Origin of the sequence: Amycolatopsis sp. NPDC004625 (assembly GCF_040609695.1) — a bacterium.
Lineage (GTDB): Bacteria > Actinomycetota > Actinomycetes > Mycobacteriales > Pseudonocardiaceae > Amycolatopsis.
This window is the reverse complement of the sequence record NZ_JBEXKX010000044.1, coordinates 1-24444: the sequence shown is the minus strand read 5'-3', so window position 1 is coordinate 24444 and position 24444 is coordinate 1. Positions and strand designations below refer to the sequence as shown.

The 24444-nt window shown below is 71.2% G+C and carries 27 protein-coding genes; 12 read left to right on the top strand and 15 right to left on the bottom strand.

The genetic code is table 11. The annotated features are described in order from the left end of the window. Positions 1-69: 69 nt before the first annotated feature. Both ABZW17_RS36285 and ABZW17_RS36280 read right to left on the bottom strand, forming a co-directional pair. Positions 70-300, bottom strand: coding sequence for a DUF3107 domain-containing protein (locus tag ABZW17_RS36285; RefSeq protein WP_086670813.1), 231 nt, complete (start codon positions 298-300; stop codon positions 70-72). Between the two features lie 119 nt (positions 301-419). Continuing rightward, complete coding sequence (locus tag ABZW17_RS36280) at positions 420-1073, bottom strand: ferritin-like fold-containing protein (protein WP_354824164.1); 654 nt, start codon at positions 1071-1073, stop codon at positions 420-422. A gap of 181 nt (positions 1074-1254) precedes the next feature. On the opposite strand from ABZW17_RS36280, the gene ABZW17_RS36275 reads away from it, so the two are divergent. Further along, positions 1255-3090 (top strand): DEAD/DEAH box helicase, encoded by a 1836-nt coding sequence (locus ABZW17_RS36275; protein ID WP_354824162.1) that lies wholly within the window; start codon positions 1255-1257, stop codon positions 3088-3090. A 24-nt stretch (positions 3091-3114) separates the two neighbouring features. After that, a complete protein-coding gene (locus ABZW17_RS36270) occupies positions 3115-4458 on the top strand; it encodes a hypothetical protein (protein WP_354824160.1) in 1344 nt (447 codons plus the stop codon). A gap of 45 nt (positions 4459-4503) precedes the next feature. Here the strand turns inward: ABZW17_RS36270 and ABZW17_RS36265 are convergent, their stop codons facing one another. The 7 genes from ABZW17_RS36265 to ABZW17_RS36235 form a co-directional block, all read right to left on the bottom strand. Continuing rightward, entirely contained in the window at positions 4504-4974 is a 471-nt protein-coding gene (locus tag ABZW17_RS36265) for a hypothetical protein (RefSeq protein ID WP_354824158.1), read from the bottom strand. A 12-nt stretch (positions 4975-4986) separates the two neighbouring features. Beyond that, positions 4987-5838, bottom strand: a complete 852-nt coding sequence (locus ABZW17_RS36260; protein WP_354824272.1) for a PD-(D/E)XK nuclease family protein — start codon at positions 5836-5838, stop codon at positions 4987-4989. 82 nt (positions 5839-5920) lie between these two features. Further along, complete coding sequence (locus ABZW17_RS36255) at positions 5921-8380, bottom strand: alpha-L-rhamnosidase C-terminal domain-containing protein (protein ID WP_354824156.1); 2460 nt, start codon at positions 8378-8380, stop codon at positions 5921-5923. 124 nt (positions 8381-8504) lie between these two features. Then, positions 8505-9134: a MarC family protein gene (locus tag ABZW17_RS36250; protein ID WP_354824154.1), complete on the bottom strand. Its 630-nt coding sequence runs from the start codon at positions 9132-9134 to the stop codon at positions 8505-8507. A gap of 1 nt (position 9135) precedes the next feature. Continuing rightward, positions 9136-10008, bottom strand: a complete 873-nt coding sequence (locus tag ABZW17_RS36245; RefSeq protein ID WP_354824152.1) for a PHP domain-containing protein — start codon at positions 10006-10008, stop codon at positions 9136-9138. A 38-nt stretch (positions 10009-10046) separates the two neighbouring features. Beyond that, the gene (locus ABZW17_RS36240; protein ID WP_003095467.1) at positions 10047-10607 is read right to left on the bottom strand and encodes a PH domain-containing protein; all 561 of its coding nucleotides are present in this window, start codon (positions 10605-10607) and stop codon (positions 10047-10049) included. Between the two features lie 21 nt (positions 10608-10628). After that, complete coding sequence (locus ABZW17_RS36235) at positions 10629-10793, bottom strand: hypothetical protein (protein ID WP_162146229.1); 165 nt, start codon at positions 10791-10793, stop codon at positions 10629-10631. Between the two features lie 196 nt (positions 10794-10989). On the opposite strand from ABZW17_RS36235, the gene ABZW17_RS36230 reads away from it, so the two are divergent. After that, positions 10990-11403: an NUDIX domain-containing protein gene (locus ABZW17_RS36230; RefSeq protein WP_354824150.1), complete on the top strand. Its 414-nt coding sequence runs from the start codon at positions 10990-10992 to the stop codon at positions 11401-11403. Here the strand turns inward: ABZW17_RS36230 and ABZW17_RS36225 are convergent, their stop codons facing one another. Together ABZW17_RS36225 and ABZW17_RS36220 are read right to left on the bottom strand one after the other, a co-directional pair. After that, a complete protein-coding gene (locus ABZW17_RS36225) occupies positions 11404-12498 on the bottom strand; it encodes a DUF2332 domain-containing protein (RefSeq protein WP_354824148.1) in 1095 nt (364 codons plus the stop codon). 7 nt (positions 12499-12505) lie between these two features. Then, positions 12506-13084: a MaoC family dehydratase gene (locus tag ABZW17_RS36220; protein ID WP_354824146.1), complete on the bottom strand. Its 579-nt coding sequence runs from the start codon at positions 13082-13084 to the stop codon at positions 12506-12508. Between the two features lie 241 nt (positions 13085-13325). Here ABZW17_RS36220 and corA point away from each other — a divergent pair, with 241 nt between their 5' ends. The 4 genes from corA to ABZW17_RS36200 all read left to right on the top strand — a co-directional run bounded on the left by corA (position 13326) and on the right by ABZW17_RS36200 (position 16372). Further along, positions 13326-14408, top strand: a complete 1083-nt coding sequence (gene corA / locus ABZW17_RS36215; protein WP_354824144.1) for a magnesium/cobalt transporter CorA — start codon at positions 13326-13328, stop codon at positions 14406-14408. Between the two features lie 172 nt (positions 14409-14580). Next, the gene (locus ABZW17_RS36210) at positions 14581-15231 is read left to right on the top strand and encodes a metallophosphoesterase (RefSeq protein ID WP_354824142.1); all 651 of its coding nucleotides are present in this window, start codon (positions 14581-14583) and stop codon (positions 15229-15231) included. Further along, on the top strand, positions 15228-16067 hold the full coding sequence (locus ABZW17_RS36205; RefSeq protein WP_354824140.1) for a chromosome partitioning protein ParB: 840 nt from the start codon (positions 15228-15230) through the stop codon (positions 16065-16067). Before ABZW17_RS36210 ends, ABZW17_RS36205 begins: the two co-directional genes overlap by 4 nt. Before the next feature lie 5 nt (positions 16068-16072). Further along, the gene (locus tag ABZW17_RS36200) at positions 16073-16372 is read left to right on the top strand and encodes a transposase (protein WP_354824138.1); all 300 of its coding nucleotides are present in this window, start codon (positions 16073-16075) and stop codon (positions 16370-16372) included. Positions 16373-16579: 207 nt separating this feature from the next. Here ABZW17_RS36200 and ABZW17_RS36195 read toward each other — a convergent pair whose 3' ends face one another. Next, positions 16580-17323 (bottom strand): hypothetical protein, encoded by a 744-nt coding sequence (locus ABZW17_RS36195; RefSeq protein WP_354824136.1) that lies wholly within the window; start codon positions 17321-17323, stop codon positions 16580-16582. After that, complete coding sequence (locus ABZW17_RS36190; RefSeq protein WP_354824134.1) at positions 17323-17817, bottom strand: SigE family RNA polymerase sigma factor; 495 nt, start codon at positions 17815-17817, stop codon at positions 17323-17325. The genes ABZW17_RS36195 and ABZW17_RS36190 overlap by 1 nt, the downstream gene beginning before the upstream one ends. A gap of 180 nt (positions 17818-17997) precedes the next feature. Here ABZW17_RS36190 and ABZW17_RS36185 point away from each other — a divergent pair, with 180 nt between their 5' ends. Genes ABZW17_RS36185 through ABZW17_RS36175 form a run of 3 tightly spaced genes read left to right on the top strand, consistent with a single transcriptional unit; the run spans position 17998 to position 20635 of the window. Next, positions 17998-18834: a CPBP family intramembrane glutamic endopeptidase gene (locus tag ABZW17_RS36185; protein WP_354824132.1), complete on the top strand. Its 837-nt coding sequence runs from the start codon at positions 17998-18000 to the stop codon at positions 18832-18834. Beyond that, complete coding sequence (locus tag ABZW17_RS36180) at positions 18831-19979, top strand: histidine kinase (protein WP_354824130.1); 1149 nt, start codon at positions 18831-18833, stop codon at positions 19977-19979. The genes ABZW17_RS36185 and ABZW17_RS36180 overlap by 4 nt, the downstream gene beginning before the upstream one ends. Beyond that, on the top strand, positions 19976-20635 hold the full coding sequence (locus tag ABZW17_RS36175; protein ID WP_354824128.1) for a response regulator transcription factor: 660 nt from the start codon (positions 19976-19978) through the stop codon (positions 20633-20635). Before ABZW17_RS36180 ends, ABZW17_RS36175 begins: the two co-directional genes overlap by 4 nt. Positions 20636-20668: 33 nt before the next feature. Here ABZW17_RS36175 and ABZW17_RS36170 read toward each other — a convergent pair whose 3' ends face one another. Then, positions 20669-22168 (bottom strand): MFS transporter, encoded by a 1500-nt coding sequence (locus ABZW17_RS36170; protein ID WP_354824126.1) that lies wholly within the window; start codon positions 22166-22168, stop codon positions 20669-20671. 118 nt (positions 22169-22286) lie between these two features. On the opposite strand from ABZW17_RS36170, the gene ABZW17_RS36165 reads away from it, so the two are divergent. Continuing rightward, positions 22287-22952: a TetR/AcrR family transcriptional regulator gene (locus ABZW17_RS36165; protein ID WP_354824124.1), complete on the top strand. Its 666-nt coding sequence runs from the start codon at positions 22287-22289 to the stop codon at positions 22950-22952. Positions 22953-23006: 54 nt separating this feature from the next. Here ABZW17_RS36165 and ABZW17_RS36160 read toward each other — a convergent pair whose 3' ends face one another. After that, on the bottom strand, positions 23007-23201 hold the full coding sequence (locus ABZW17_RS36160; protein WP_003095420.1) for a PspC domain-containing protein: 195 nt from the start codon (positions 23199-23201) through the stop codon (positions 23007-23009). 285 nt (positions 23202-23486) lie between these two features. Here ABZW17_RS36160 and ABZW17_RS36155 point away from each other — a divergent pair, with 285 nt between their 5' ends. Then, positions 23487-24341 (top strand): hypothetical protein, encoded by an 855-nt coding sequence (locus ABZW17_RS36155; RefSeq protein WP_354824269.1) that lies wholly within the window; start codon positions 23487-23489, stop codon positions 24339-24341. Positions 24342-24444: the final 103 nt, after the last annotated feature.

Here is a 24444-nt window from a genome sequence, read left to right as displayed (position 1 = left end):
CCCCGGTGTTTTGGTGTTCGCCCCGCCCCAAACACCCCCCAACCCCCCCCCACGACGGTGACGACCTGGTCAGTCGCCGACGCCGAAGCCGACCTTGCGGACGTCCGAGGGAGCGATCTCGACGTACGCGATGCGGTCGGAGGGGACGAGGTACTTGCGCCCCTTCTCGTCGTTGATGCGGAAGAGCCCGTCACCGGCCGTCAGGGCCTCGGCGACCAGCTTCTCCACCTCTTCGGGAGACTGGCCACTGGACACCACCAGCTCGCGCGGCGTGTCCTTGATGCCGATCTTGACCTCCACGTGGGACCTCCGCTGGAAATTCGTAAGGGATGTGCCGGCCAAGGCTAACCGAACCGGCTCGTTCCGGTGGCGCATGTCCGCGCCCGACCGCGTCGTCACTTCCGGGTACTCCATCGGGTTCAGCCCAGGCCGAGCGCCTGCATGCGCTTCGTGTGCCCCTGTTGCAACCGCCGGAACAGCGCGGCAATTCCGGAGAGGTCGCCCGAGCCGCTGATGATGAGCTCGGCCAGCCCGTCGCGCTCGGCGACGACGTACTGGGCCTGGGTCAGGGCCTCGCCGAGCAGCCGGCGGCCCCACAGGGCGAGCTTGTCGCGGGTCTTGGGGTCGGCCTCGATCCCGGCCGCGACCTCGCGTTCGGCGAAGGCCGAGTGGCCGGTGTCGGCCAGCACGGTCAGCACCAGGTCCTTGGTCTCCGGGTCGAGCCAGCTGGCGATCTCGCGGTAGAGGTCCGCGGCCAGTCCGTCGCCGACGTAGGCCTTGACCAGCGACTCCAGGTACGACTTCGGGGGCGTCGAAGCGTGCCAGGCGTCGATGTGGTGCACGAACGGCGCCATCGCGTCCTCGATCTTGATGCCGTTCGCCGCCACGTGCTTGGCGAGCTGGCCGTAGTGACCGATCTCGGCGGCCGCCATCGCCGCCAGCGCGGCCCGCCCGGCCAGGGTGGGGGCGTTGCGCGCGTCTTCGGCCAGCCGGTCGAACGCGGACAGTTCGCCATAGGCGATCACACCGAGAAGGTCGACTACGCCTTCGCTGATCTCTTTCGGCTCGGTCACGGGGGCAGGGTATCGCCGAAGGGCCCGGGCGTGCCGCGACGAGACCGATCCCACTGGTTCCGGCGCGCCGGGTACTGTCGAAAAACGGCTGACCAGGTACACTGGCGTCCGATATCAAGCTTCCGTACGCCATACCGGCGTCGGGAAACAGGCAGGTCACGTGGCCTGCCGACGTACTGCAATGTGCGTGCACGCCTCTTCCGGCATTCCCGGGACGGACCGGTTCCGCGCTCCAGAAAGCGCCAGGGACCAGGGTTTACTCCCGGTCGAGTGTCGAGCGGACCAACGGCGGTGCGCGCTGGTCACGAGAGAGGCGATCACCCTGACCGCAGAAATTCCCACAACCGAACAGACCCCCGCCGTCGCGCTGGAGCACAGCGAGACCGGCCCGGCCGCGCTCGACACCTCGCACCCGCTGCAGGCGGGCGTCGAGGTCGAGCCCGAGGCCCCGACCTTCGCGTCCTTCGGCGTCAAGCCGGAGATCGTCAAGGCGCTCGGCGAAGCCGGCATCGAGCGGACGTTCGCCATCCAGGCGCTCACCCTGCCCCTGGCCATGGCCGGTGACGACCTCATCGGCCAGGCCCGCACCGGCATGGGCAAGACCCTCGGCTTCGGCGTCCCGCTGCTGCACCGCGTGCAGGTCCCCGGCGACGGCACCCCGCAGGTGCTCGTCGTGGTGCCGACCCGCGAGCTGTGCATCCAGGTCGCCAACGACCTCAAGGGCGCCGGCAAGCACCTGGGCATCCGCACGCTGGCCATCTACGGCGGCCGCCCTTACGAGCCGCAGATCGAGGCGCTCCGCAAGGGCGTCGACGTCGTGATCGGCACCCCGGGCCGGCTGCTCGACCTGGCCGAGCAGCAGCACCTGGTGCTGGGCAAGGTCCGCGGCCTGGTGCTCGACGAGGCCGACGAGATGCTCGACCTGGGCTTCCTGCCCGACATCGAGCGCATCCTGCGGATGGTGCCGGACGAGCGGCAGACGATGCTGTTCTCGGCCACCATGCCCGGCCCGATCATCACGCTGGCCCGCACGTTCCTGCGCCAGCCGACGCACATCCGCGCCGAAGAGAACGACGCGAGCGCGATCCACGAGCGCACCACCCAGTTCGTCTACCGGGCGCACTCGATGGACAAGCCCGAGGTCATCGCCCGGGTGCTGCAGGCCGAGGGCCGCGGCCTCACGATGATCTTCAGCCGCACCAAGCGCACCGCGCAGAAGGTGGCCGACGACCTGGTCGAGCGCGGTTTCGCGGCCGCCGCCGTGCACGGTGACCTGGGCCAGGGCGCCCGCGAGCAGGCGCTGCGCGCGTTCCGCTCGGGCAAGGTCGACGTGCTGGTCGCCACCGACGTGGCCGCCCGCGGCATCGACATCGACGACGTCACCCACGTCATCAACTACCAGTGCCCGGACGACGAGAAGACCTACGTCCACCGGATCGGCCGCACCGGCCGCGCGGGCCGGACCGGCGTCGCCGTCACCCTGGTCGACTGGGACGAAGAGCCGCGCTGGAAGCTGATCTCGGACACCCTCGGCCTCGACAAGCCGGAGCCGGTGGAGACGTACTCGTCGTCGCCGCACCTGTTCGAGGACCTGGGCATCCCCGCGGGCAAGACCGGCCGGCTGCCGCTGGCCAACCGCACCCGCGCCGGCCTGGCCGCCGAGGAGGAAGAGGACCTGGGCGGCAAGAAGCGCGGCCGCGGCCGCGGCAAGCCCGGCGAGCCCGCCTCGGAAGACGCGCCGCGCAAGCGCACCCGGGCCCCGCGCAAGCGGACCCGCGGTGGCTCGCGGGCGGCCGAGGCGATCGAGGCCGCGGACAACGCCGCTGCTGCTTCCCCGGAGGATGCTCCTTCGGAAGGCCGCACCCGGGCCCGTCGCCGCACCCGCAGCGGAAACGCCCCGGAGGCGACCGGGCCGGCCGTCGAAAAGGAGGCCGGCGAGAACGCCGAGCGTCCCGCTCGACGGCGCCGCCGTCGCCGTCCGGCCGCGACGTCTGATACACCTGCGTCGGCAGACTGAGGCCTACGCACGGGGGTCGGGAAAGTGAGCGAAGACGAGAAGGCGCCCGAAAGCGCGCCTGAAGAGGTCACGCCCGCGGCAGCACCGGCCCCCGAGTACGGCTCCGAGGACGTCCTCGACGACGTCCCGCCCACTCCGCCCGCCCCGCGGGTCAAGGCGCGCCGGTCGCCGTGGAACCGTGGGCGGGACCGGGCTCTCGCCGCGCTGATCGCGGTGCTCGTGCTGGCGGTCGCGCTGGTCATCGGCGCGACGAGCGACAGCGCGGCCACCGACCGGACCGAGGCGGGCCCGCCCCCGCCGTTGCCCGCGGCGCCGGCCACGGTGCCCGGGTCGATGGCGGAGATCTGGAGCGCCCCCAGCGGCGCAACGCCGATCCCGGTGGTGGCGGGCGACTCGGTCGCCACCGCGGACGGCGGCGAGGTCGCCGTCCGCGACCCGCTGACCGGCCAGATCCGCTGGCACTACACGCGTGACCTGCCGCTCTGCACGCTGGACTCGGTGTGGGGGCGGCTGAACGCCGTCTACCACAAGACCCGCAACTGCAGCGAGGTCACGCAGCTGGACCCGGCGACGGGCCGCATCACGGCCCAGCGCAACGGCAACGCGGAGCGGGACACCCAGCTGCTCGACGACGGTTCCCACGTGACGGCAACGGGCAAGCAGCTCCTGACGACCTGGCGCGACGACCTGGTGCAGAGCGCGGAGTACGGCCAGGTCCCGGCCCTGGTCAACGCGGGCAAGCAGCCCCGCACGGGCTGCACGTACGGCACGGTGGCGACGGCGTCGGGCAAGGTCGGCGTGATCGAGCGCTGCCCGGGCGACCCGGCGGACCGCCTGACGGTGTACAAGGCGGCCCCGGAGAAGGACGACGAGCCGCAGGTCAGCTTCAGTTCGGTGCTGGCGGGCAAGCGAGCCCGGGTGATCGCGATGTCGGGCGACCTGACGGCGGTGGTGTTGCCGGACCAGAAGCTCCTGGTGGTCTACAACGGCGACGGCACCCAGCGCGCGGCGTACCCGCTGGACGTCCCGGCGACGGACCTGGCGGCGGACCCCCCGTCGGGAGCCGAGGCAACCACCCAGACGGCGGCGAACATGTACTGGTTCAGCGGGTCGAAGGTGGTGGCCCTGTCCCGCGACGACCTCGCGCCGCGGTGGACGTTGAGCAGCGCGACCGGGCCGGGGGTGACGTTCGCGCAGCAGCTGGTGGTCCCGATCAAGGGCGGCCTGGCGGTGCTGAACGAGAACGACGGTTCGACGATCCGCACGGTCGGCGTGGACCGCCGGGGCTACAACGGCGTCGTCCGCCTGTCCGCAGCGGGCCCGGTCCTGCTGGAACAGCGCGGGCCCACCCTGGCAGCTTTGAAGTAACCCCACTAGATCACACGTGATGCCCACCTGATCACGCGTGATGTGTCAGGCGAGCCAGAAGAGGGTCAGTGCCGAGACGGTGAAGAGCACCACCGCCACGCCTGCTCCGATGGCCGCGGGGCCGTTGCGGCGATCGGCGACTCGCTGGGCCAGCAGGGCCAGCACCGCGGCGATCGGGTGGCCGATCAGCAGGGTCGCGCCGGGGCCGGGTGCGCCGGTGAACAGGCAGATCCCCGCCACCACCAGGACCCCGACCGCGAGCACGGCCAGGCCGGCCGCCAACGAGCCGGTGAACCCGCGCCACCAGCGGCCGCGCTGCCGGGCAGGCGCGGCCTCGGGAGCGGCGCCGTCCGGCTCGATCCGCTCGGGTTCGACCCGCTCCTGCGGCGCGGTCGCGACCTCGGGCCCGTCAGGCGGCTCAGCGGCCGCTCGTGGCCGCTCGGTGGACGCTCGTGCCGGCTCTCCGGCGGTCGGGAGCGGGATCGTTGCCAGTTCGTCGGTGTCCGGTGAAGCCACGTTCCCTCCCGTTCAGGGCGCGAGCAGGTCCCATGGCTGCGCCTGCGTGGCCGCTTCCTGGCCCGCCGGACAGCTCGGCCTGAAGTCGCACCAGGCGCAGCGGCGGTCCGGGCGGGGTGGGAACAACACGTCCCCGTCGCCGCCCGCCTCCAGGGTATCCGTGGCCAGCCTGAGGTCTCCGGCCGTCTCCTCCGCGCGCTGGAGCTGGCGCTGCAGGCTCTCCGGGGTGTGCTCCGCCGCCGCTATCGTGCCCGTCGGGAGGTGGTGGAGCTCCACCGTCGTGCACGGCATCCGCAGCGTCCGGGCCGCCGCCACCGCGTACAACGCGAGCGCTTGCGACGCCCGGGCCTCGTACTCGTCCGGTGGGCGGCGGCCCGTCTTGTAGTCCACGATCACCAGCGAACCGTCCCGCGCGTCGATCCGGTCCGCCCGCCCCTCGATGATCATCGACGGCCGCTCCCCCGGCGTGGCCGAGACCGGCGCCGACACCCAGCGCTCCAGCCCGACCGGGTCGTGCGAGACGTCGTTGTCCTCGACGTACTCCGCCACCCACCCCTTCGCCCGCGCCCGGTACCGCGCCGCCTGCTCCTCGGTCTCGAAGCCCGCGTCCTTCCAGAACTCCGCCACCAGCGCCACCGCCCGCTGCGGCACGCGCTTCAGCACCGGCAGGTCGAACAGCGCCCGCAACGCGTTGTGCACCACCGCGCCCAAGGTGCTGTGCGCCCACGGCCCCGTGCGCTGCGGGGTCGGCCGTTCGAGGTACGCGAGGCGGTACCGGCGCGGGCAATCGTCGAAGGTCGCCAGCCGCGCCGGCGAGACCTTCGTGAGCCGCACAGGTTGCGCGACGCCGAAGTCGAACCCCATCTGCTCCTTCACCCCGCCCACGCTACGCACCACCACCGACACTTTCCGCGCGGGGCGAGCTCGCCCCGCGCGGAAAGCCCGCCTATCGCACGACCAAAACCGTGTGCGTCCCGCCGGAAACCACCAACGAGCCGCCCCGGAGAGGGCGCCCATCCAGCAACACCAGCCGACCCGAAGGCACCACGAGCGAACCCGAAGTCCCCCGCGGCGCCGAAACCGTCAGGGAGAACACCGAGCCCTGCTGAGACCACGAAGCCGACAACGCGCCCTTCGGCGTCGGCACCGCTCCGCGCGCCCACGAGACCGAACCCGGGTGCGGCGAAACCGTCCAGGTCGCGAAGCCCGGCGACGTCGGCGAGACACCCAGCAGCTCGTTCGTCAACGCCGGCACGACACCCGTCGACCAGCCGTGCGCGGCCGACGTGTACCCCTGCTCGTAGTGTGAACCGCCCTCGCCGATGCCCTCCCACGCCGTGAGGCCCGGGTCGTGCGTGGCCATCCAGCCGTACATCCGCTTGATCTGGTCGATCGCCGACGCCGCCTGCCCGGTCCGGAACCGTGCCTGCAGCTCCGGGAACGACGTGAACGCGTACACGCGCTTCGTGCCGTCACCCACCAGCGTGTCGTTGTCCATGAACGGGTTCCCGTACGGCAACGCGCCCGCCGCGAGCCGCGCCAATGCCGAAGTCGCCTGCGCCGGCGAAGCGATCCCAGCCACGATGGCGTGACTGTTGCCGTCCTGCCCGTGCCGCACCGCGCCCGTCGCCGAGTCGAGGTACGCACCCGCCGCCGGATCCCACAGATACGCGTTCACCGCCGTCGAAACGGCCGAAGCGCGCGAAAGCCACCGCTCCGCGTCAGCCGGGTGTCCCGTCGCGCGGGCGAGACCGGCAGCGCCCTGAAGGGCCCTGACGTACAACGCGTTGTAGTACGTCACTTCGCCCGTACGCGGCAGGAACGCGTAGTCGCCGTAGCCGCCGGTGCCGTTGAGCCCCTTCGCGAGCAACCCGCGCGAATCGGTGACCGACGGGTACCAGCCGTCCAGCGTCTTCACGAGGTGCGAGTAGTACGAAGACGCGTACGCGTTGTCGCCCGTGTAGAGCACGTAGTCCCAGCTCGACGTCACCCACCAGAGCGGATAGTCGAACAACGGCAGCGTGTAGCCGTTGATCGACGCGGGCGGGATCCAGCCGTCCGCGCGCTGGTGGTCGGCCAGGTCGGCGAGAACGTTCCGAGCCGCCGCGCCGTCCTGGTGCGTCAGGTACTCCGTCAGACCGGACACCGCGACGTCGCCGACGTACGGGTCACGGTCCCGCTTCGCGCCGTCGTGCAGCACCAGCTTCCCGTCCAGCGACGGCGAAAACGCGCCGCGCGGGTCCACATCGGACTCCCGGAAGGTGTCCATGCCCAGCTCGTTCGTGTAGGACGCCGCGTACCAGTAGCGGTTCAGCTCTTCGTCGGACGACTCGAACCAGCCGCGGTAGGTCGACGGCGTGCCCAGGAACGGCGTGAAGTCGAGCGAGACACCGCTGATGCGCACCTCGCCGGACGGCTGGGCCAACGGCGCGTCCGACGCCAGTGCGTCGAGGCTGATCCGCAGGTAGCGGAAGCCGTGCAGGCCGTCCGCGCACACCTGCGTCCCCGACGCGCAGCCCTTCGTGTCCCGCCACACCGACGGCGTCGAGGGCACGGCGTACTGGTCCGTTCCCGGCCCGCCGGAGAAGTCCGAGCGGGTGAAGTCGGACCGTTCGCCCAGGTACTGCCGGGTTTCCGAGAACGCCAGCCGGACGCCCGGCCGGTTCGCCGACGCGCCCGCGAAGGCGACCTTCGGGTACCCGGCGACGACCTGGCCGAAGTCGACGACGGCGGTGGGCACCGGCGGGTCGGCGACCACGCCGGGCCACACCTCGGCGACGCGGCTGAACTCGCCGGACGGGGTGCTCTGGTCCTTCGTCACGGTGATCCGCACCTGCGCGGTCGTCACCGGCCGGTCGAAGGGGACCGCGCGCTGCACGGCCGTGTTGCCGCCGACCGTGGCCGCCACCCGCCACCGGCCGCCGTCCAGCACCTCGACCGTGAAGTCCTGCGGCACGCCGTCCACATTGGACAGCACGGTGACACCGGGCAGCGCGACCGGCGCGCCCGCGGTGACGGTCAGGACGTCGGGGTAGGCGCCGATCGTGTCGTCGTTCCAGAACGTCTCGGGGTTGCCGTCGACGGCGTTGCCGGGGTCGTACGTCCGGGGCTGCCCGTTGCCGCCGTTGTTCGGCGCGTGGAACGACGACGCGGCCGCCGTGGTCCCCGCCGGCCACACCGGCTTCGGCGGCGGCGCCTGCCGCTTGAACGTCGTCACACCCCGCCCGAGCAGGCCGTTCGGGTTCGTGACGTCCCCGGTGGTGGACAGCACCTTCACCGGCCGGACGTCCCGGCTCGAAGGGGCGACGACGTACTTCTGCCAGCCCGGCGCCGCGTCGGCGGGCGCGGCGACCACGCCGCTCGCCACAAGCACCGTGACCGGCAGGATTGCTCTGAGCCACTTCATCGAGGCCTCCGCAGGGCGTTGAATCGTTTCAAACGCTGAGCTGAGGTTCAGGCTGCGGGAGGAGTGCCAACGATGTCAACGAACCGGGCGCATCCTGTCCGGCAGGACAACCCGGGCAGCGGACTCAGCCGGCGCCGGAGATGAACCCGCGGACGGAGTTCGCGACCAGCTCCACGGCGATGGCCGCGAGCAGCAGGCCGGCCACCTTGGCCAGCAGCGTGATGCCGCTTTCCTTGATCAGCCGGATGACGAGGCCGGAGTAGCGCATGCAGAGGTAGATCACGAAGTGCGTCATGACGATGGCCAGCGCCAGCGCGATGTACGCGCCGATGTGCCCGTCCGCCTGCCGCACGAACACGATGGTCGCGGCGATCGCGCCGGGCCCGGCCAGCAGCGGCGTGCCGAGCGGCACGAGCGCCACGTTGACGTCGTCGGCCGCCGCCTCCGGCTCGTGGCCGTTGCTCGTGAGCAGCTGCAGCGCGATCAGCAGGAGCAGCAGCCCGCCCGCGCCCTGCAGGGCGGGGATGCCGATGCCGAGGTAGGCCAGGATCGCCTGGCCCGCGATCGCGAACAGGCTGATGACCAGCAGCGACACCAGGACGGCCTGCCGGGCGGCGCGCGCCCGGGTCGCCACCGGCTTGCGGCCGACGAGGCTGAGGAACACGGGCACGGTGCCGGGCGGGTCCATGATGACGATCAGGGTGATCGTCGCGCTCATGAAGAGCTTCGCGTCGAAGAAGTCGGCGATGGCCATGTCAGCCCTTCACGACCTGGAACCCCGTCGCCCGCGAAACGAGTTCCTCGAACTGCCCGGGGTCGGTGGTGCACTCGCCGAGCGCGATCGTCTTGTTCGTGCCGTGGTAGTCGCTCGATCCGGTGAAGACGAGCCCGAGCTCGGCGGCCAGCTCGCGGACGCGGGCCCGCGTCGGCCCGTCGTGGTTCGGGTGGTCGGCCTCGACGCCGGTGAGCCCGTGCGCGGCCAGACCGGCGAGGGTGTCCTCGCTGATGGTGGCGCCGCGGCTGAAGGCGAACGGGTGCGCGACGACCGTGACGCCGCCGGCCGCGGCGATCATGTCGATGGCTTCCTCGACCGGGGTGTCCCGCCGGGCGACGTAGTAGCCGCGGCGGGGGCTGAGGTAGTCGGCGAAGGCCTCGTCGACGGAGTTCACCAGCCCGGCCCGGACCAGCGCCTGCGCCAGGTGCGGCCGCCCCGGCGGCGAGTCCTGGGGCAGCAGGCCGAAGATCTCGTCGATGTCGATGGGCAGCCCGTCGGCGGCCATCCGCTCAGCCATCCGGCGCAGCCGCGTGCGGCGCTCGAGCCGCAGCCGGGTCTGCTCGGTGACGACCGGCTCCGACGTCGGGTCGAAGAGGTAGGCGAGCAGGTGGACGCTGATCTGCCGGCCCGTCGCGGGGTCGATCGACACCGTGGAGAGCTCGGCGCCGGGGACCAGCGTGAGGCCGGGAGACACCGCTTCGGAGGCGGGCGCCCAGCCCGCGGTGGTGTCGTGGTCGGTGATCGCGACGACGTCGAGCCCGGCGTTCGCGGCCGCGGCGACGAGCCCGGCCGGCGAGTCGGTGCCGTCGGAAGCGGTGGAGTGGGCGTGCAGGTCGATGCGCATCGGGTCCATTGTCGACGATGCGCTGCGTCACACGCGAAGCGGGGACTTCAGCCGACTGGCTTCTTGCCCCGGGCGGCTCGCTGGGCCTTGATCATGGAGAAGCGTTCGGCCTGCTTCTGCTTGTCGCCGAAGACGAGCTCCGAGATCGTGTCGTAGAACTCCTCCGGCCGCGGCAGGAAGTCGATCTTGTTCAGCGCCTGGATCTGACCGGCCGACTCGACCACCATCGTGCCGTAGCCCATCATGCGGCCGGTGGCCGTGCGGACGTAGCTGAGGTCGGTGACCTTGCTGATCGGCATCATCAGCACCTTGGTGGTGAACACCCCCGTGGTCATGACGAACCGCTTGTCGGTGACCACCAGGCGCTCGACCCACCACTCCATCACCACGTAGGCGAACCGCAGGACGACGAGCAGCGCGACGTACCAGAGGATGTTCTGGCCGATGTACAACGCCGGCGGCAGCAGGTAGGACACCAGCACGCAGACGGCCAGCAGCGCGGCCGCCTCGAAGGTGTCCCACAGGAGCACCGCCCAGTGGCGGCGGATCCGGATGACCCGCCGCTCGGTGTCGAGGAGGTACTCGTCGGGGTCGCGTGGCGCGAACATGGTTCGAGGGTAACCCCGCGATCAGCCCTTGAACACGTTGCTGACGAAGGTGATCACCGATTCGGCCGAGCTGCGGAGGAAGTCGATGATGTTGCCGACGAGGCCGGCGGCCTGCCCAGGCTGGGCGATGACGAAGAACAGCACCAACGCGATACCAGCGAGGCCCGCAATCTTCTTCACGTTCACCGCGATCAAATCCCGTCTCTTACGGTGACACCGGACAACAGCAGAGATCCTGACTTTTTACGTTGTACCGCACTGAACAGGCGCAGGGGAGGAAAGTCCCGCGCTTGGGTCAGCACGCGGTCCGAAGTGTACCGTACGGCTACTCTCCGTGTACAGGACGGCCGTTTTCAAGGGTGCTACGTCTACCCTTCGGGACATGGAGGGCCTCACCAGCACCACGATCCGCTGTGTCGGCGGGATCGTGTTCGACGCATACGGCCGTTTGCTGCTCATCCGGCGCCTGAACAACCCCGGTTCGGGGCAGTGGTCGCTGCCGGGTGGCCGAGTCGAACCGGGCGAATCGGACGAAACAGCCGTGATCAGAGAGCTGGCGGAGGAGACCGGCCTGGACGTGATTCCGGGCACATTGGTGGGTTCGGTGCGGCGCGGGCCCTACGAGATCTTCGACTACGCCTGCGAGGTCGAGGGCGGCATCCTCACGGCTGGTGACGACGCATCGGACGCGCGTTGGTCCGATGCGGCAGACCTTGCGGCCCTGGACGCGGCCGGGGACCTCGTGGACCTGCTTTACGTCACCCTCCGCGACTGGAACGCCCTGCCGCGGGCCTGACTACAGCGGCAACCAGGTCATCCGCTGCCCGTGCGGCGCCGTTCGCGCCAACGCGTGCGCCTCCGGCTTGCCGTCCTCCCACCGCACCACACCCAACGTGGCGAGCCCGGCCGCGCCCGACAGGTCGTCGCGGCCCGGCAGCACCGTCTCCAGCCCGGCGCCGTAGAACTCCTCCGAGACCCACCAGACCGGCCGCGAAGCCGCCAACGCCGCCAGCTCGGAGACGAACGCGGACCGCTTCTCCGCCGGGAAGTACGCGAGCGCGTGGCTGGTGATCACCACCAGCGGCCCCTCCAGCGACGCGGCCGCCGACGCCAGGTCGTCCACCCCGTCGCCGGTGATCAGGCGCGGGCGGTGCCTGGCCTGCTCGGCCGCCGCCGTGCGGAGCAGCCGGATCCGGTCCGGCTGGTCTGCCCAGACGCACGCCTCCAGCCACGCCAGCTCGTCCTCGTCCGACAGGTCCACCGGCGCCCGGTCGAGGCCCGCCCGGTCGAGCACCGCCAGCTTCTTCGGCAGCTTCGGCACCACCGCGCCCGGGGCCAGGTCCAGCGCGCAGTGCAGGCCCACCGCCGCCTTGGCCGGGCCCGCCGCCAGCTGGTCGCCGCCGTCGCACTGGTAGCGGTAGCCGAACCGGTCCAGGCCGAGCAGCAGCCCGGCGCTGCAGCCGACCTCCAGCAGCGACACCTTCCCGCCCGCCTCACGAGCCGCCCGCGCGACACCCGGGTACAGCAACGCCGCCCGCCGGACCTCGTTCGTCTGCGTGTAGCGCGAGGCGATCAGCTCACGCGCCTTCGACGCCCGCTCGAGCAGGAACGAGCGGAACAGCGGCCAGGTTTCGGAATCCACGCCGTCGAACCCGCCCAGCGACGGGTAATACCGCGACAGCGGGTGGATCGGGTCGGCCTGCACCAGCCGGTGCGCGGCCGCCATCAGCAGCGTCGCCCGCACCTCGCCGTCACGGGCCGCGGCGAGCAGCCCGGCGACGTCGTCGTCCGACGCCGCCTGCAGCGCCAGGTGTTCGTACAGCGGCGAGACCCCGCGCGCCTCGACTTCCGCGAACGTGCGGAGTACCGACTTGATCCCGTCCAGGTCCATCAGAGCCTCATTCGTGCGGCACCGGCCGGCCCGGCTGCTCCCCGCCCCGAGTCTCCCCGTACGAGCGCTTCGGCACCATCACCTTCCGCCGGAAGGTGCACACGATCAGGCCGTCCTGCTTGTAACCGCGCGTCTCGACGTACACGACGCCGCGGTCGTCCTTGGACTTCGACGGCGTCTTGTCGAGGACCTCGGTCTCGCCGTAGATGGTGTCGCCGTGGAAGGTCGGCTTGACGTGCTTCAGCGACTCCACCTCGAGGTTCGCGATGGCCTTGCCGGAAACGTCGGGCACCGACATGCCCAGCAGCAGCGAGTAGACGTAGTTGCCGACCACGACGTTCTTGCCGAAGTCGGTGGTCTCCTCCGCGTAGTGCGCGTCGAGGTGCAGCGGGTGGTGGTTCATGGTGATCAGGCAGAACAGGTGGTCGTCGTATTCGGTGACCGTTTTGCCCGGCCAGTGCTTGTAGACCGCACCGACCTCGAACTCCTCGAAATACCGGCCGAACTGCACTCGTGATCTCCCGTCCAGTAACACCGCGTGAGCCTGGTACGACACGCATCCGTAGTGAGGAGTACCCTCAACCATCGGTGTTCGCGCGTCAACGCGAGCCCCGCCACGTTGCACCCGGCCCGGAGGAGGTGAGGAACTCGATGAGTAGTGGCGATAGTCCGCTCCCTAGTAGTCCCAGCGTTCCCACCACACCCGCCGGCCGGCTCATCTCTCGGTAGGCCTTCTCGTCCCGGGAACGCTGGTGTGTCGCCGGGCGGACGCCTTTCCGCCCCTGGTCCGTCGTCTCGCACGACCACGCACGACACCAGGAGATCCCATGCCTGCCATTCCTTCGCTCGGCGGCCTGCGCGGCCGCGGCAACAAGGGCGCTGTCCCGGTCCGCCCGGTCCCGGTGCCGCTGTCCGCGTACGTCGTCGACTGCGCCGTGTACGTCGCCGGAGAGCGCCTGCCCGGCCGCTGGACGCACTCCGAGGCGATCAAGGAGGTCCGGAAGCGGCACGAGGGTTTCGTCTGGATCGGCCTGCACGAACCGGACGCCCTGCAGATCCAGGGCGTCGCGGACACGTTCGGGCTGCACGAGCTGGCGGTCGAGGACGCGCTCGAAGCGCACCAGCGCCCGAAGCTGGAGCGCTACGACGACACGCTGTTCCTGGTGGTCAAGACCGTGCGGTACGTCGAGCACGAGTCCCCGACGACGGCGAACGAGATCGTCGAGACCGGCGAGCTGATGGTGTTCCTCGGGCGGGACTTCGTGATCACCGTCCGCCACGGGAACCACTCGGGCCTGGCGCGGCTGCGCCGTGAGCTGGACGAGGACCCGGAGCGCCTGCAGCTCGGGCCGGCCGCGGTCGTGCACGCGATCGCCGACCACGTCGTCGACCACTACCTCGACGTCACGGGCCGGATCGAGAACGACATCGACGTGATGGAGGCGCAGGTCTTCGCGCCGCGGTCGCAGATCAGCGCCGAGCAGATCTACCTGATGAAGCGGGAGGTCCTCGAGCTGCGCCGTGCGGTGATGCCGCTGGCGACACCGGTCCAGCGCCTGGCCGAGGGCTACACGCGGCTGGTGCCGGACGAGGTCCGCTCGTACTTCCGCGACGTCGCCGACCACCTCACGACGGTGTCCGAGCGGGTGGCGGCGTTCGACGAACTGCTGTCCACGCTGGTGGACGCGACGGTCGCGAAGATTTCCCTGCAGCAGAACACCGACATGCGCAAGATCACGTCGTGGGCGGCGATCATCACCGTGCCGACGATGATCGCGGGCATCTACGGGATGAACTTCGACTACCTGCCCGAGCTGCACTGGAAGTTCGGGTACCCGCTGGTGATCACCGTGATCCTGGCGATCTGCCTGTTGCTGTACCGAATATTCCGGAAGAACGGCTGGCTCTAGTCCTCCCTCTTCCCCCTCGGAGTGTTCGTCATGTCCCGGATGCTGTCCAACCTCAAGTTCTGGGCGCTCACGCTCAGCCTCGTGTGGATCTTCGTCATCACTTTCGTCATCGTCGCCGACCCGGGTTTCGCGCACGGGATGAAATAACGGCGCGGCGCCTTATCCTGGGCGCATGCCGAAAGCGCTGGTCGTCTCCGACGAGGTCGACGAGCGGTTGTGGACCGACGCGGTCCGCGCCGTCTCCGTCGACCTCGTCATCGGCGCCGGCGACCTCCCCTACGACTACCTCGCGTTCCTGGCCAGTGCGCTCGACGCACCGTGCGTGTTCGTGCCGGGCAACCACGACCCGGACCTGAGCGGCTACACGCGCTACGGCGGGCTGTCCATGAAGGACGGTTTCCCGACCGTCTGGCCGGGCCCGGCGGGCGGCATCAACGCCGACGGCCGGGTCGTCGACGTCGCCGGCCTGCGGTTCGCCGGGCTCGGCGGTTCGATCCGCTACAACGACGGGCCGAACCAGTGGACGCAGCGCCAGCAGGCCCGCCGGGCCCGCGGCCTGGTGCGGCGCGCCCGGTGGCGGCGGCACCGCGACGGCCGGGACGTCGACGTCCTGCTGACGCATTCGCCGCCGCTGGACCTGGGCGACCGGCCGGACCCGCCGCACCGCGGGTTCGCGTGCCTGCACCGGACGATCGAGGTGCTGCGCCCGAAGTGGCTGCTGCACGGGCACATCCACCCGCACGGCGAGCCGGTGCCGGACCGGGTCGTCGGCCCGACGCGGATCCGCAACGTGGTGGGCCACCGGATCATGGAGTTCTCATGAAAGAGACCGGGTTTCCGCGCGCCGACGCGGAGAACGACTTCCTCCGCGCGCGCCGGGGCCAGGTGCTTTCGCGGCTTTCGACGTGGCTGCGCCGCGAGCCCGACGACGTCAACATCATGCTGCCGTTCCACGAGGTGGTGGAGGCGCTCGGCTACCTCGGCGAGCACCGGATCGGGCTGCGGGTGATCAAGCTGGACTCGATCGTGGGCACCGTCGACCGCAGCCGCGACTTCGACCGCCGCTTCCGCCCGACGTCGGCCCGCGTGCGCGAGCGCTGGGAGCGCCTGGCCCTGGCCGCCCGCCGCGGCGAGGAGATCCCCCCGATCGAGGTCTACCGCGTCGGCGAGCTGCACTTCATCATCGACGGCCACCACCGGGTTTCGGTCGCCTTCGCCCAGGGACTGTCCACAATAGAGGCAGCGGTGACGGTGGTCCGCACCAAACTGGACCCGAGCGGCATCCGCCACCGCGGCGACCTGATCGTCAAGGACTACCGGCGGCTGTTCCTCGAGCGGGTGCCGCTGACGGGCCACGCCCGCGCGTCGGTGATCGTGTCGGACCCGTGGGACTACGCGAGGCTGGGCGAGCACGTGGAGGCGTGGGGGTTCCGGCTGATGCAGGACGAAGGCAGGTTCTGCGACCGGGCGAGCGTGGCCCAGCGCTGGTTCGAGGAGGAGTTCGGCCCGGTGGTGGCGATGCTGCGCCAGGCAGGCCTGATCGGCGACCGGACGGACGCCGAGGCGTACATGTGGGTGGCGGCGGAACGCTACCGCCTGATCCGGACGCACCGGTGGGACGACGACGTCATCGAGACCCTGCGTTCGCGCCGGCACTAGGGCGGATGATCAACGGGATGTTGTTCAAGGCCAAGACGGGTGTGGCGTGGCGGGACCTGCCGGAGCGGTATGGGCCGTGGACGACGGTCTACAACCGGTTCTGGCACTGGTCGCGCACCGGCACCCCGTCCGCGCTGGTGACGAAAGTCCGGGTGATCGCCGAGGCGATCGACGAACTCGACCGGGAAGTGTCGGTCGATTCCAGCATCGTCCGCGCGCATCAGCACGCTGCTGGCGCCCGCCGGATGACCGCGTCCCACACAGGGGGAAGCACCCTCGGGCGGCGGGCACAGCGAGCCAGGTGATCATGCCATCGGCTAGTCCCGGGCGCTCACCGACCCGGCCGAGCCGGGTATTGGCGGACAAGGGCTATTCCAGCCGCGCCATCCGCACCTACCTGCGTCGGCGGCACATTCCGGCGACCATTCCCGAACGCCGAAACCAAGACCGCTATCTCCTACCGAGGCATGATCGACCTCGCCACGGTGCTCATCTGGCTTTGAGGACAGGCACTAGAAGCCCAACCCCGGCGTCAACGCCAGCTGCCGCACCTGCTCCAGCGTCAACGTCGGTTCCGGACGCTGCACCGGCAGCGAAACCCCGGCCCGCTCGAGCACGCCGCTGTCGGTCGACCAGAACTGCACCACCGCGTCCGGCGTGGCCAGGGCCACGCGGTGGGTCAGGAGGTCGCCGGAGCGGAGGGTCGACAGCCACAGCAGGCCCTGCGAAGTCGGCTCCGTGCGGCAGAGGATCTCGTCCGGTTCGTCGCACGGCGGGCCACCGGAGTGGGGGCTGGGCACCATCAGGACGTACACCGACCCCGAACCCCGGGCGTCGGTCACCCGGACACCCATGTGGAACAACGCGTCCCGGGGCGCGTCCCCGGCCGGGTCGGCGACCAGGCGGAACGGGTCCGCCGGTGGGGTCTCCCCCGGGATCGTCAACCGCGTGACCAGCGCGTCCGGCGGCAGCAGCGAGCGCACCGCGCGGCCCACCACGCAGCTCAGCCGGTCGACCAGGGCCGCGCGCGTCTCCGAAGCCGTCGGGCAGGGCTCGTTCGCGGCCCCGCCCCGCTGCGGGAGCACCACCACCGCCAGGCCCAGGGCCAGCACCACCACCGCCACGGCCACCGCGCCCGTCAGCAGGTGCCGCCGGCGCGCCAGGCGGGCCGCCGAAAGGACCGCCTCCCCGGACAGGCCGATCGGCGGCTCGTCGTCCGTCACGTACACCGTCAGCAAGGACCGGATCTCTTCCATCACCACTCCTCGGCGGTCGGCGCCGGCAGGGCCGCGCGCAGGGCCTCGACCCCGCGGGCCGTCTGGGACTTGACCGTGCCTTCGGCGACGCCGAGCAGCGCGGCCACCTCGGCCACCGGGAGGTCTTCGAGGAACCGCAACACCACCATCGCGCGCTGCCGGGGCGTCAGGCCGGACAGCGCGCGCTCCACGTCGAGGCGCAACGGCGTGTCCCGGCCCGGCGGCGACTCCGCGTCGGGAACCAGCGACGTCACGTACTCCCGCCCCGACTTCCGCCGTCCGGCCAGGAACAGGTTCAGCAGGATCCGGCGCGCGTAGGCGTCGGCCGTGTCCGGCCGCACGCGCCGCCAGCGGCGGTACAGCTGGACGAACATCGCCTGCACGAGGTCCTCGGCGCCGTGCCAGTCGCCGCAGAGGGCGAAGGCCACCCGCCGGAAACGCTGGACGCGCGCGGCGAAGTACTCGCTGAAATCGACATCTCTCGACGCCCGCACGCGGTCCTCCTTCGCCCGTCTTCAGTCTCTCTAGGGCGCGAAGGGCCGGAAAGGTTCAACTGTCCCCCGTGCGAGCTACGCGCAGGTGCCCTCCGCGCGGGGACGATTCGCGGCCGCCGGATCCCTAGCGTTCGGAACAGCCGCGGGACATCGGCCGCGGAATCGACGAAGGAGCTCTTCATGAGGCTGGTCTGGCAGTTGCTCGCCGTCGCGGCGGTCGCGTTCGCGGGCAGTCAAGTCGTCTCGGCGGTGCAGGGCAATCCGTGGCTGACACTCGTCTCGGGGGCCGTCACCGCCGTGCTCACGGTGATCACCTACCGCTGGGTGGTGCGGCGGACCGAACAGCGGCCGGTCACCGAGCTGAGCGGGCCGGGTGCCGGGCGCGCGGTCGGCCGCGGGGTGCTGGCCGGGGTCGTCCTGTTCGGGATCGTCATCGCGAACATCGCCCTGCTCGGGGACTACGACGTCCGCGGCTGGGGCACCGCGGCGGGTGCGGTGGGCCTGCTCGGGTTCATGGCCGCCGCCGCGGTGTCGGAAGAACTGCTGTTCCGCGGCGTCCTGTTCCGGATCGTCGAAGAGCGCACGGGCACGGTGATCGCGCTGGTGCTCACCGGCGTGCTGTTCGGCCTGGTGCACCTGTTCAACCCGCACGCCAGCCTGTGGGGTGCGATCGCCATCGCGATCGAGGCCGGCGGCATGCTGACCGCCGCGTACGTCGCGACGCGCCGGCTGTGGCTGCCGATCGGGCTGCACTTCGGCTGGAACTTCGCCGCGGCCGGGCTCTTCGGCACCGAGGTCTCGGGCAACGGCACCCCGCAGGGTCTGCTGGACGCCGTGACGTCGGGCCCGGCGGTCATCACCGGCGGCAGCTTCGGCCCGGAAGGCAGCCTGTACTCGGTGCTGTTCTGCTCCCTGGGGACGACGGTGTTCCTGTGGCTGGCCCACCGGCGCGGCCGCCTGGTGCCCCGCCGCACGCGGGCCGAGCGGGTCGACGGCGTCACTACACTCGCCCGGTGATCGATCACCGGCGGCTCCTGGCGCGCTGGCGCCGGCTCGACCCCGTGGTCCGGGATCTCCCGCTCGGGTTGCTGTTCCTGGCGGCCTCGTTCCTGCCGGCCCTGCAGAACCACGGGACGGAGCTGGGTGGCGTGCCGTCCCGGCCGTTCGACGGCCCGGCCATCGGGGTGCTCCTGCTCGAAACCCTCCCGCTCGCCGGGCGGCGGCGGTGGCCGGCGCTGTGCCTCGCCCTGGTGTCGCTCGGCTTCGCCGTCGACCAGGTCCGCGGCTACCACTCGCCCGCGAGCACGGCTCTGGCCATCGCCCTGATGAGCGCGGGCGCCTACGCCGGACGGCGCCGGCGCACCACCGCCCTGCTGTTCTCCGCGTCCTACGTGGTCCTGTCGGTCGTCCTCTTCCGGGCCGGTTCGGAGCCGGCGGTCGAGTTCGTCACGTTCTACCTGCTGCTGGTCTTCGCCTGGGGCGTCGGCGCGTGGCTGCGTTCCACCCGCGCGGCGGAGGCCGAGCGCCGCCGCCGCGTGGCCGAGGACACGCTCGCCGCGGAACGCACCCGCATCGCCCGCGAGCTCCACGACGTCGTCACCCACCACGTGACGGCGATGGTGGTGCAGGCCGAGGCCGCCCGGTACCTCACGGCCGCGCCGGAACGCCTGGCGGAGACGCTGACTGCGATCACCGGCACCGGCCGCCGGGCCATCACCGACCTGCGGTACCTGCTGGACCTGCTCAACCCCGACCACGGCCCGCAGGCCGCGCCGCCGCCGGGCGGGCTGCGGCCGCTCGTCGACCACGCGCGCCAGGCCGGGCAGCCGGTGGAGTTCACCGAGGAGGGCACCCCGGCGGAGTCGGCGGGCAGCGCCGACCTGGTGGCCTACCGGGTCGTGCAGGAAGCTTTGACGAACGCGCTCAAGCACGCCCACGGCAGCCGCACCGCGGTCCGGGTGCGCCACGGGGAACGGGAGATCGAAGTGGAGATCAGCACGGCCGGATCCGGCTCGCGGAGCCGGTCGCCCGGCGGGAGCGGACGCGGCCTCGCGGGTCTGCGCGAACGGGTCGGCCTGCTGGGCGGGGACTTCAGCGCGGACGCGGACGGCGGCGCCGGTTTCGTCGTGCGGGCCCGGATCCCGACCGGGAGCCGCTCGTGACCGCGCCGATCCGGGTCCTCGTCTGCGACGACCAGATGCTGATCCGCACCGGGCTGGTGACCATCATCGGCGCCCAGCCCGACCTCGAGGTCGTCGGCGAGTGCGGCGACGGCCGCGCCGCGGTCGACCTCGCCGCGCGGCGGCACCCGGACGTCGTGGTGATGGACGTGCGGATGCCGGTGCTCGACGGCATCGGGGCCACCCGCCTGCTGGCCGGGGCCGGGGTGCCGCACCCGGTCAAGGTGCTGGTGCTGACGACGTTCAACCTGGACGAGTACGTCTACGAGGCCCTGCGCGCCGGGGCGAGCGGGTTCCTGCTCAAGGACGCGCCGCCGGACCGGCTGCTGCACGGGATCCGGACCGTGGCCACCGGCGCCGCGCTGCTGGACCCGGACGTGACGCGCCAGCTGGTGGGCCGGCACGCCGCCCGGATCCGGCCCGCCCCGGGCGCCGCGCCCGACGTCCCGCTGACCCCGCGTGAGCTGGAGGTTCTCCGGCTCATCGCGGACGGCCTGTCCAACAGCGAAATCGCGGCGCGGCTGGTGATCAGCCAGGAGACCGTGAAGACGTTCGTTTCCCGCATCCTGACCAAGCTGCAGCTGCGCGACCGCGTGCAGGCCGTCGTCTACGCCTACCGCCACGGCCTGGTGACGTGACCGGGCCTCGCGGCCCGGTCACGCCGGGAGGACCTACATGTGCACGGCGCCCGGCGCCGCTTCACCCTTCGGGACGCCCGGGCGCAGCAGCAGGCCGCTGAGCACCGCACCCGCCACGAAGATGATCGCGGCCCAGGTGAACGCCGTCGTGTAGCTCTCGATCGCGGCCTCGGCCGCCAGCTGCGGCGTCGGGACCTTGCCCGCGAGGTAGGCCGTCGCCGCGTTGCCGGCCAGCGTCGACAGCAACGCCGTGCCGATCGAGCCACCGACCTGCTGCATCGTGTTGACCGCCGCGGACGCGACACCCGCGTCGTGCGCCTCGACGCCGAACGTCGCGACGCTCATCGCCGGCGCCATCGCCAGGCCGATGCCGAAGCCCATCACCAGCAGCGGGCCGAGGACGCCGGAGGCGTAGGTGCTGTCGAGGCCGATCCCGCTCAGCCAGAACAGGCCGGCGGCGGCGATGGCCATGCCGGTCGGCACCAGCGGCCTCGGGCCGATCCGCGGCAGCAGCACGCTCGTCGCCACCGTGGCAGCCAGCATCAGCGTCGCCACCATCGGCAGGAACCCGACACCGCTCTGGATCGGCGTGAACCGCAGGTTCTGCTGCACGTAGAAGGTCAGGAACAGGAAGATGGCGAACATGCCGATGGCGAGCAGGAACATCGCCAGGTACGAGCCGCCGCGGTCCCGGTCGAGCAGCACGCGCAGCGGCAGCAGCGGGTGTTCGACGCGCTGCTGCAGCCACACGAACGCGCCGAGCAGCACCACACCGGCGGTCAGGAAGCCCCACACCGAAACCGACGACCAGGAGTCCGACTCGGCGTTGGCGAAGCCGTAGACCAGCGCGAACAGGCCGGCCGACGCGGTGACCGTGCCGGGCAGGTCGAGCTTCGGCCGCGGGCCGTCGTCCTTCTGGTTGCGCAGCAGGACGGAGCTGCCGGCGAACGCGATGACCGCGAAGATGATGTTCACGAACATGCACCAGCGCCAGTCGAGGTACTCGGTGAGCACCCCGCCGAGCAGCAGCCCGACGGCCGCGCCGCCACCACCGATGGCACCGAACACGCCGAACGCGCGGCCGCGCTCCTTCGGGTCGGTGAAGGTCGTGGTCAGCAGCGAAAGCGTGGCGGGCGCCAGCAGCGCGCCGAACACACCCTGTGCCGCCCGGGCGACCAGCAGCATCTCGATGTTGGTCGCGAAGCCGCCGAGCGCGGACACCACGGCGAAGCCGGCCAGGCCGACGAGGAGGGCGTTCTTGCGGCCGAAGAGGTCGGCGATCCGCCCGCCGAGCAGCAGCAGGCTGCCGAAGGCGAGTGCGTACGCCGTGACGACCCACTGCCGGGCGTCGTTGGAGAAGCCCAGGTCGACCTGGGCGGAGGGCAGCGCGATGTTCACGACGGTCGCGTCCAGCACGACCATCAGCTGCGCGATGCCGATCATCACCAGGATCAGCCAGCGTCTGGCGTGGTGCGGGTTCTCGGCGGCGCGCGTGTCCCCCGACGGCGCGACGGCGAGCGTGGACTCGGGCATGGAGTGTCCTCACAGAACGTGATCAGAAGACTATGTGGAGTAGGTATCTCCCCTTACGTCGACCACGGTACACAAGAACCGGAGATGACGCCTCTACTTCTCGGGTTAGAATGGCGGCATGGCACGGGACGCTGGTCCCGCCGCACCGGCGCGGCCGCTGCGGCGTGACGCTGAACTCAACCGCCGTCGCATCCTCGCGGCGGCCCGCGAGGTGTTCGGCCGGCGCGGGCTCGACGCCACGCTGGACGACATCGCCCACCACGCCGGCCTCGGCGTCGGCACGGTCTACCGCCGCTTCCCCAGCAAGGAACACCTGGTGGAGGCGATGTTCGCCGAGCGGATGGAGGAAATCGGCACGCTCGCCGAAGAGGCGCTGAAGGCCGAAGACGCCTGGCAGGCGTTCGTCGACTTCACCTGGAAGTCGATCGAGCTCCACTCGGGCGACCGCGGCCTGCGCGAGATCATGCTGTCGAACAAGTTCGGCCACGACCACGTGGCGGAGTCGAAAGCCCGCTTGGTGCCGTTGATCACACAGCTGGTCGAGCGGGCCCAGGAGGCGGGCGGCCTGCGAGCCGACTTCGCCCCGACGGACACCCCGCTGCTGCACATGATGATCGGCTCGGTGATCGAGTTCACCTCGGCGGTGGAGCCGGACCTGTGGCGCCGTTGCCTGGCCATGCTCCTGGACGGCCTGAGGGCACAACCGGGCAAGCCGTCAACCCTGCCCAGGCCGCCGTTGGGCGTGGACGAGATCGACGAAGCAATGTCCTGCTGGCGTCCCTGACGCACGAGCGCCGGTGATCACCTCGGATCACCGGCGCACTCGGACGAGGCCGCATCACTCGGCCGGGATGACCGCCCACAGGATCAGGTAGGCCACGAACTGCGGCCCAGGCAGCAAACACGACAGCACGGCCAGCAGCCGAACGGTCCCGGGCTTCATCCCGTACCGCTGAGCCAACCCCGCGCAGACGCCGCCGATCATGCGGCCGTGACGCGGACGGGACAGCCTGCGGGTGACCGGTGCGCTCATCGTCTTTCCCTTTCCTCGAATTTCCGATACCCCCACTTCACCACCGGAGTACCCGCTTCCGCATCGCTCGCGGGAAGGATCGCTCCCTTAGGGGACGGCAAAGGCGAAAATCGTTCAGGCGACCGGCGAAACCCGGCCGCGCACTCCGAAATCCGCCTGAACTGCGGGTTCGTCCGGAGCGATCCGGAGAATATTGAGAGATGTCCCCGTCAGGGCTGGTTTTTCCGCGCGATGTGGTGATACTTGCACCCCGTGTACCCGCGTCCGAAAAGCTTGGCCGTCGCGATGCTCTGCGCCCTGCTCGCCGGTGGCTGCGCCGCCACCCAGGCCGCGCCCGAGCAGAATTCCGGGCCCACGCCGCTGACCGCCGCCGACGCGCTCGGCGACTTCGGCAGCGTCGACTACTGCAGCCTGCTGAAGGTGCCCGGGGTGACGTCCGCCGTCCCGACGTTCGAAAGCTGCCACGCCCAGGCCGGCGCGCGGACGATCCTCGTCGGGCCGCTGGCCTTCGACTCCGACCCGAACATCAAGCCCTACGACTACCCCGGCCCGGTGCCCGACGGCGTGGCGATCCAGCAGTCGATGTTCAACGACCGCAGCGCCTGCACCCGCGCCGTCACCTTCGCCGACGGCACCCGGCTCGACCTGTCGGTCACCGACACCGGCACCGACCGGGACGGGCGCTGCGACGTGGCGGACGCCGCCGTCGGCTCGGCGCTGGCCGCGATCACCGCGCACAAGGTCGGCAGGCTGACGTTCCCGGACGGCTCGTGGGGCCGGGTGGCGCCGTGCGTCCCGCTCGACAACCACGACCTCGACGCCGCCGCGGGCCCGAAGAGCCAGCCGACGACCGGCCTGTCCGGGCACAGCTGCATCCGCGGGAAGGTGAGCTTCAAGCTGACGGTGGAGACGACGGAACCGGCGGGCCCGGCGGAGAAGCTCGGCGGCCGCGACGCCCGCGTCCGGCTGTCGGGGGCGTTCTGCCTGGTCGACACGACCCAGCCGGCGCCGGGCCTGCCGGGGCGGCGCGAGCTGGCCGAAATCAGCGTCGTCGAGACGGCGGGCACCGCGGGCGACGGCACGTGCGCCCTCGCCCGCGGCGCGGCCGCCTCGATCTTCCCCCGCCTCCCGGCCCGCTGACGGGTCGTGGGGGTGTGTGAGAAAAGTATAAATTCTTTGTAAAGAGACAAACCCGCCGAAGACGCGGCCAGGGCAGTACTGATTGTGAAAGAGGTGAGAACGG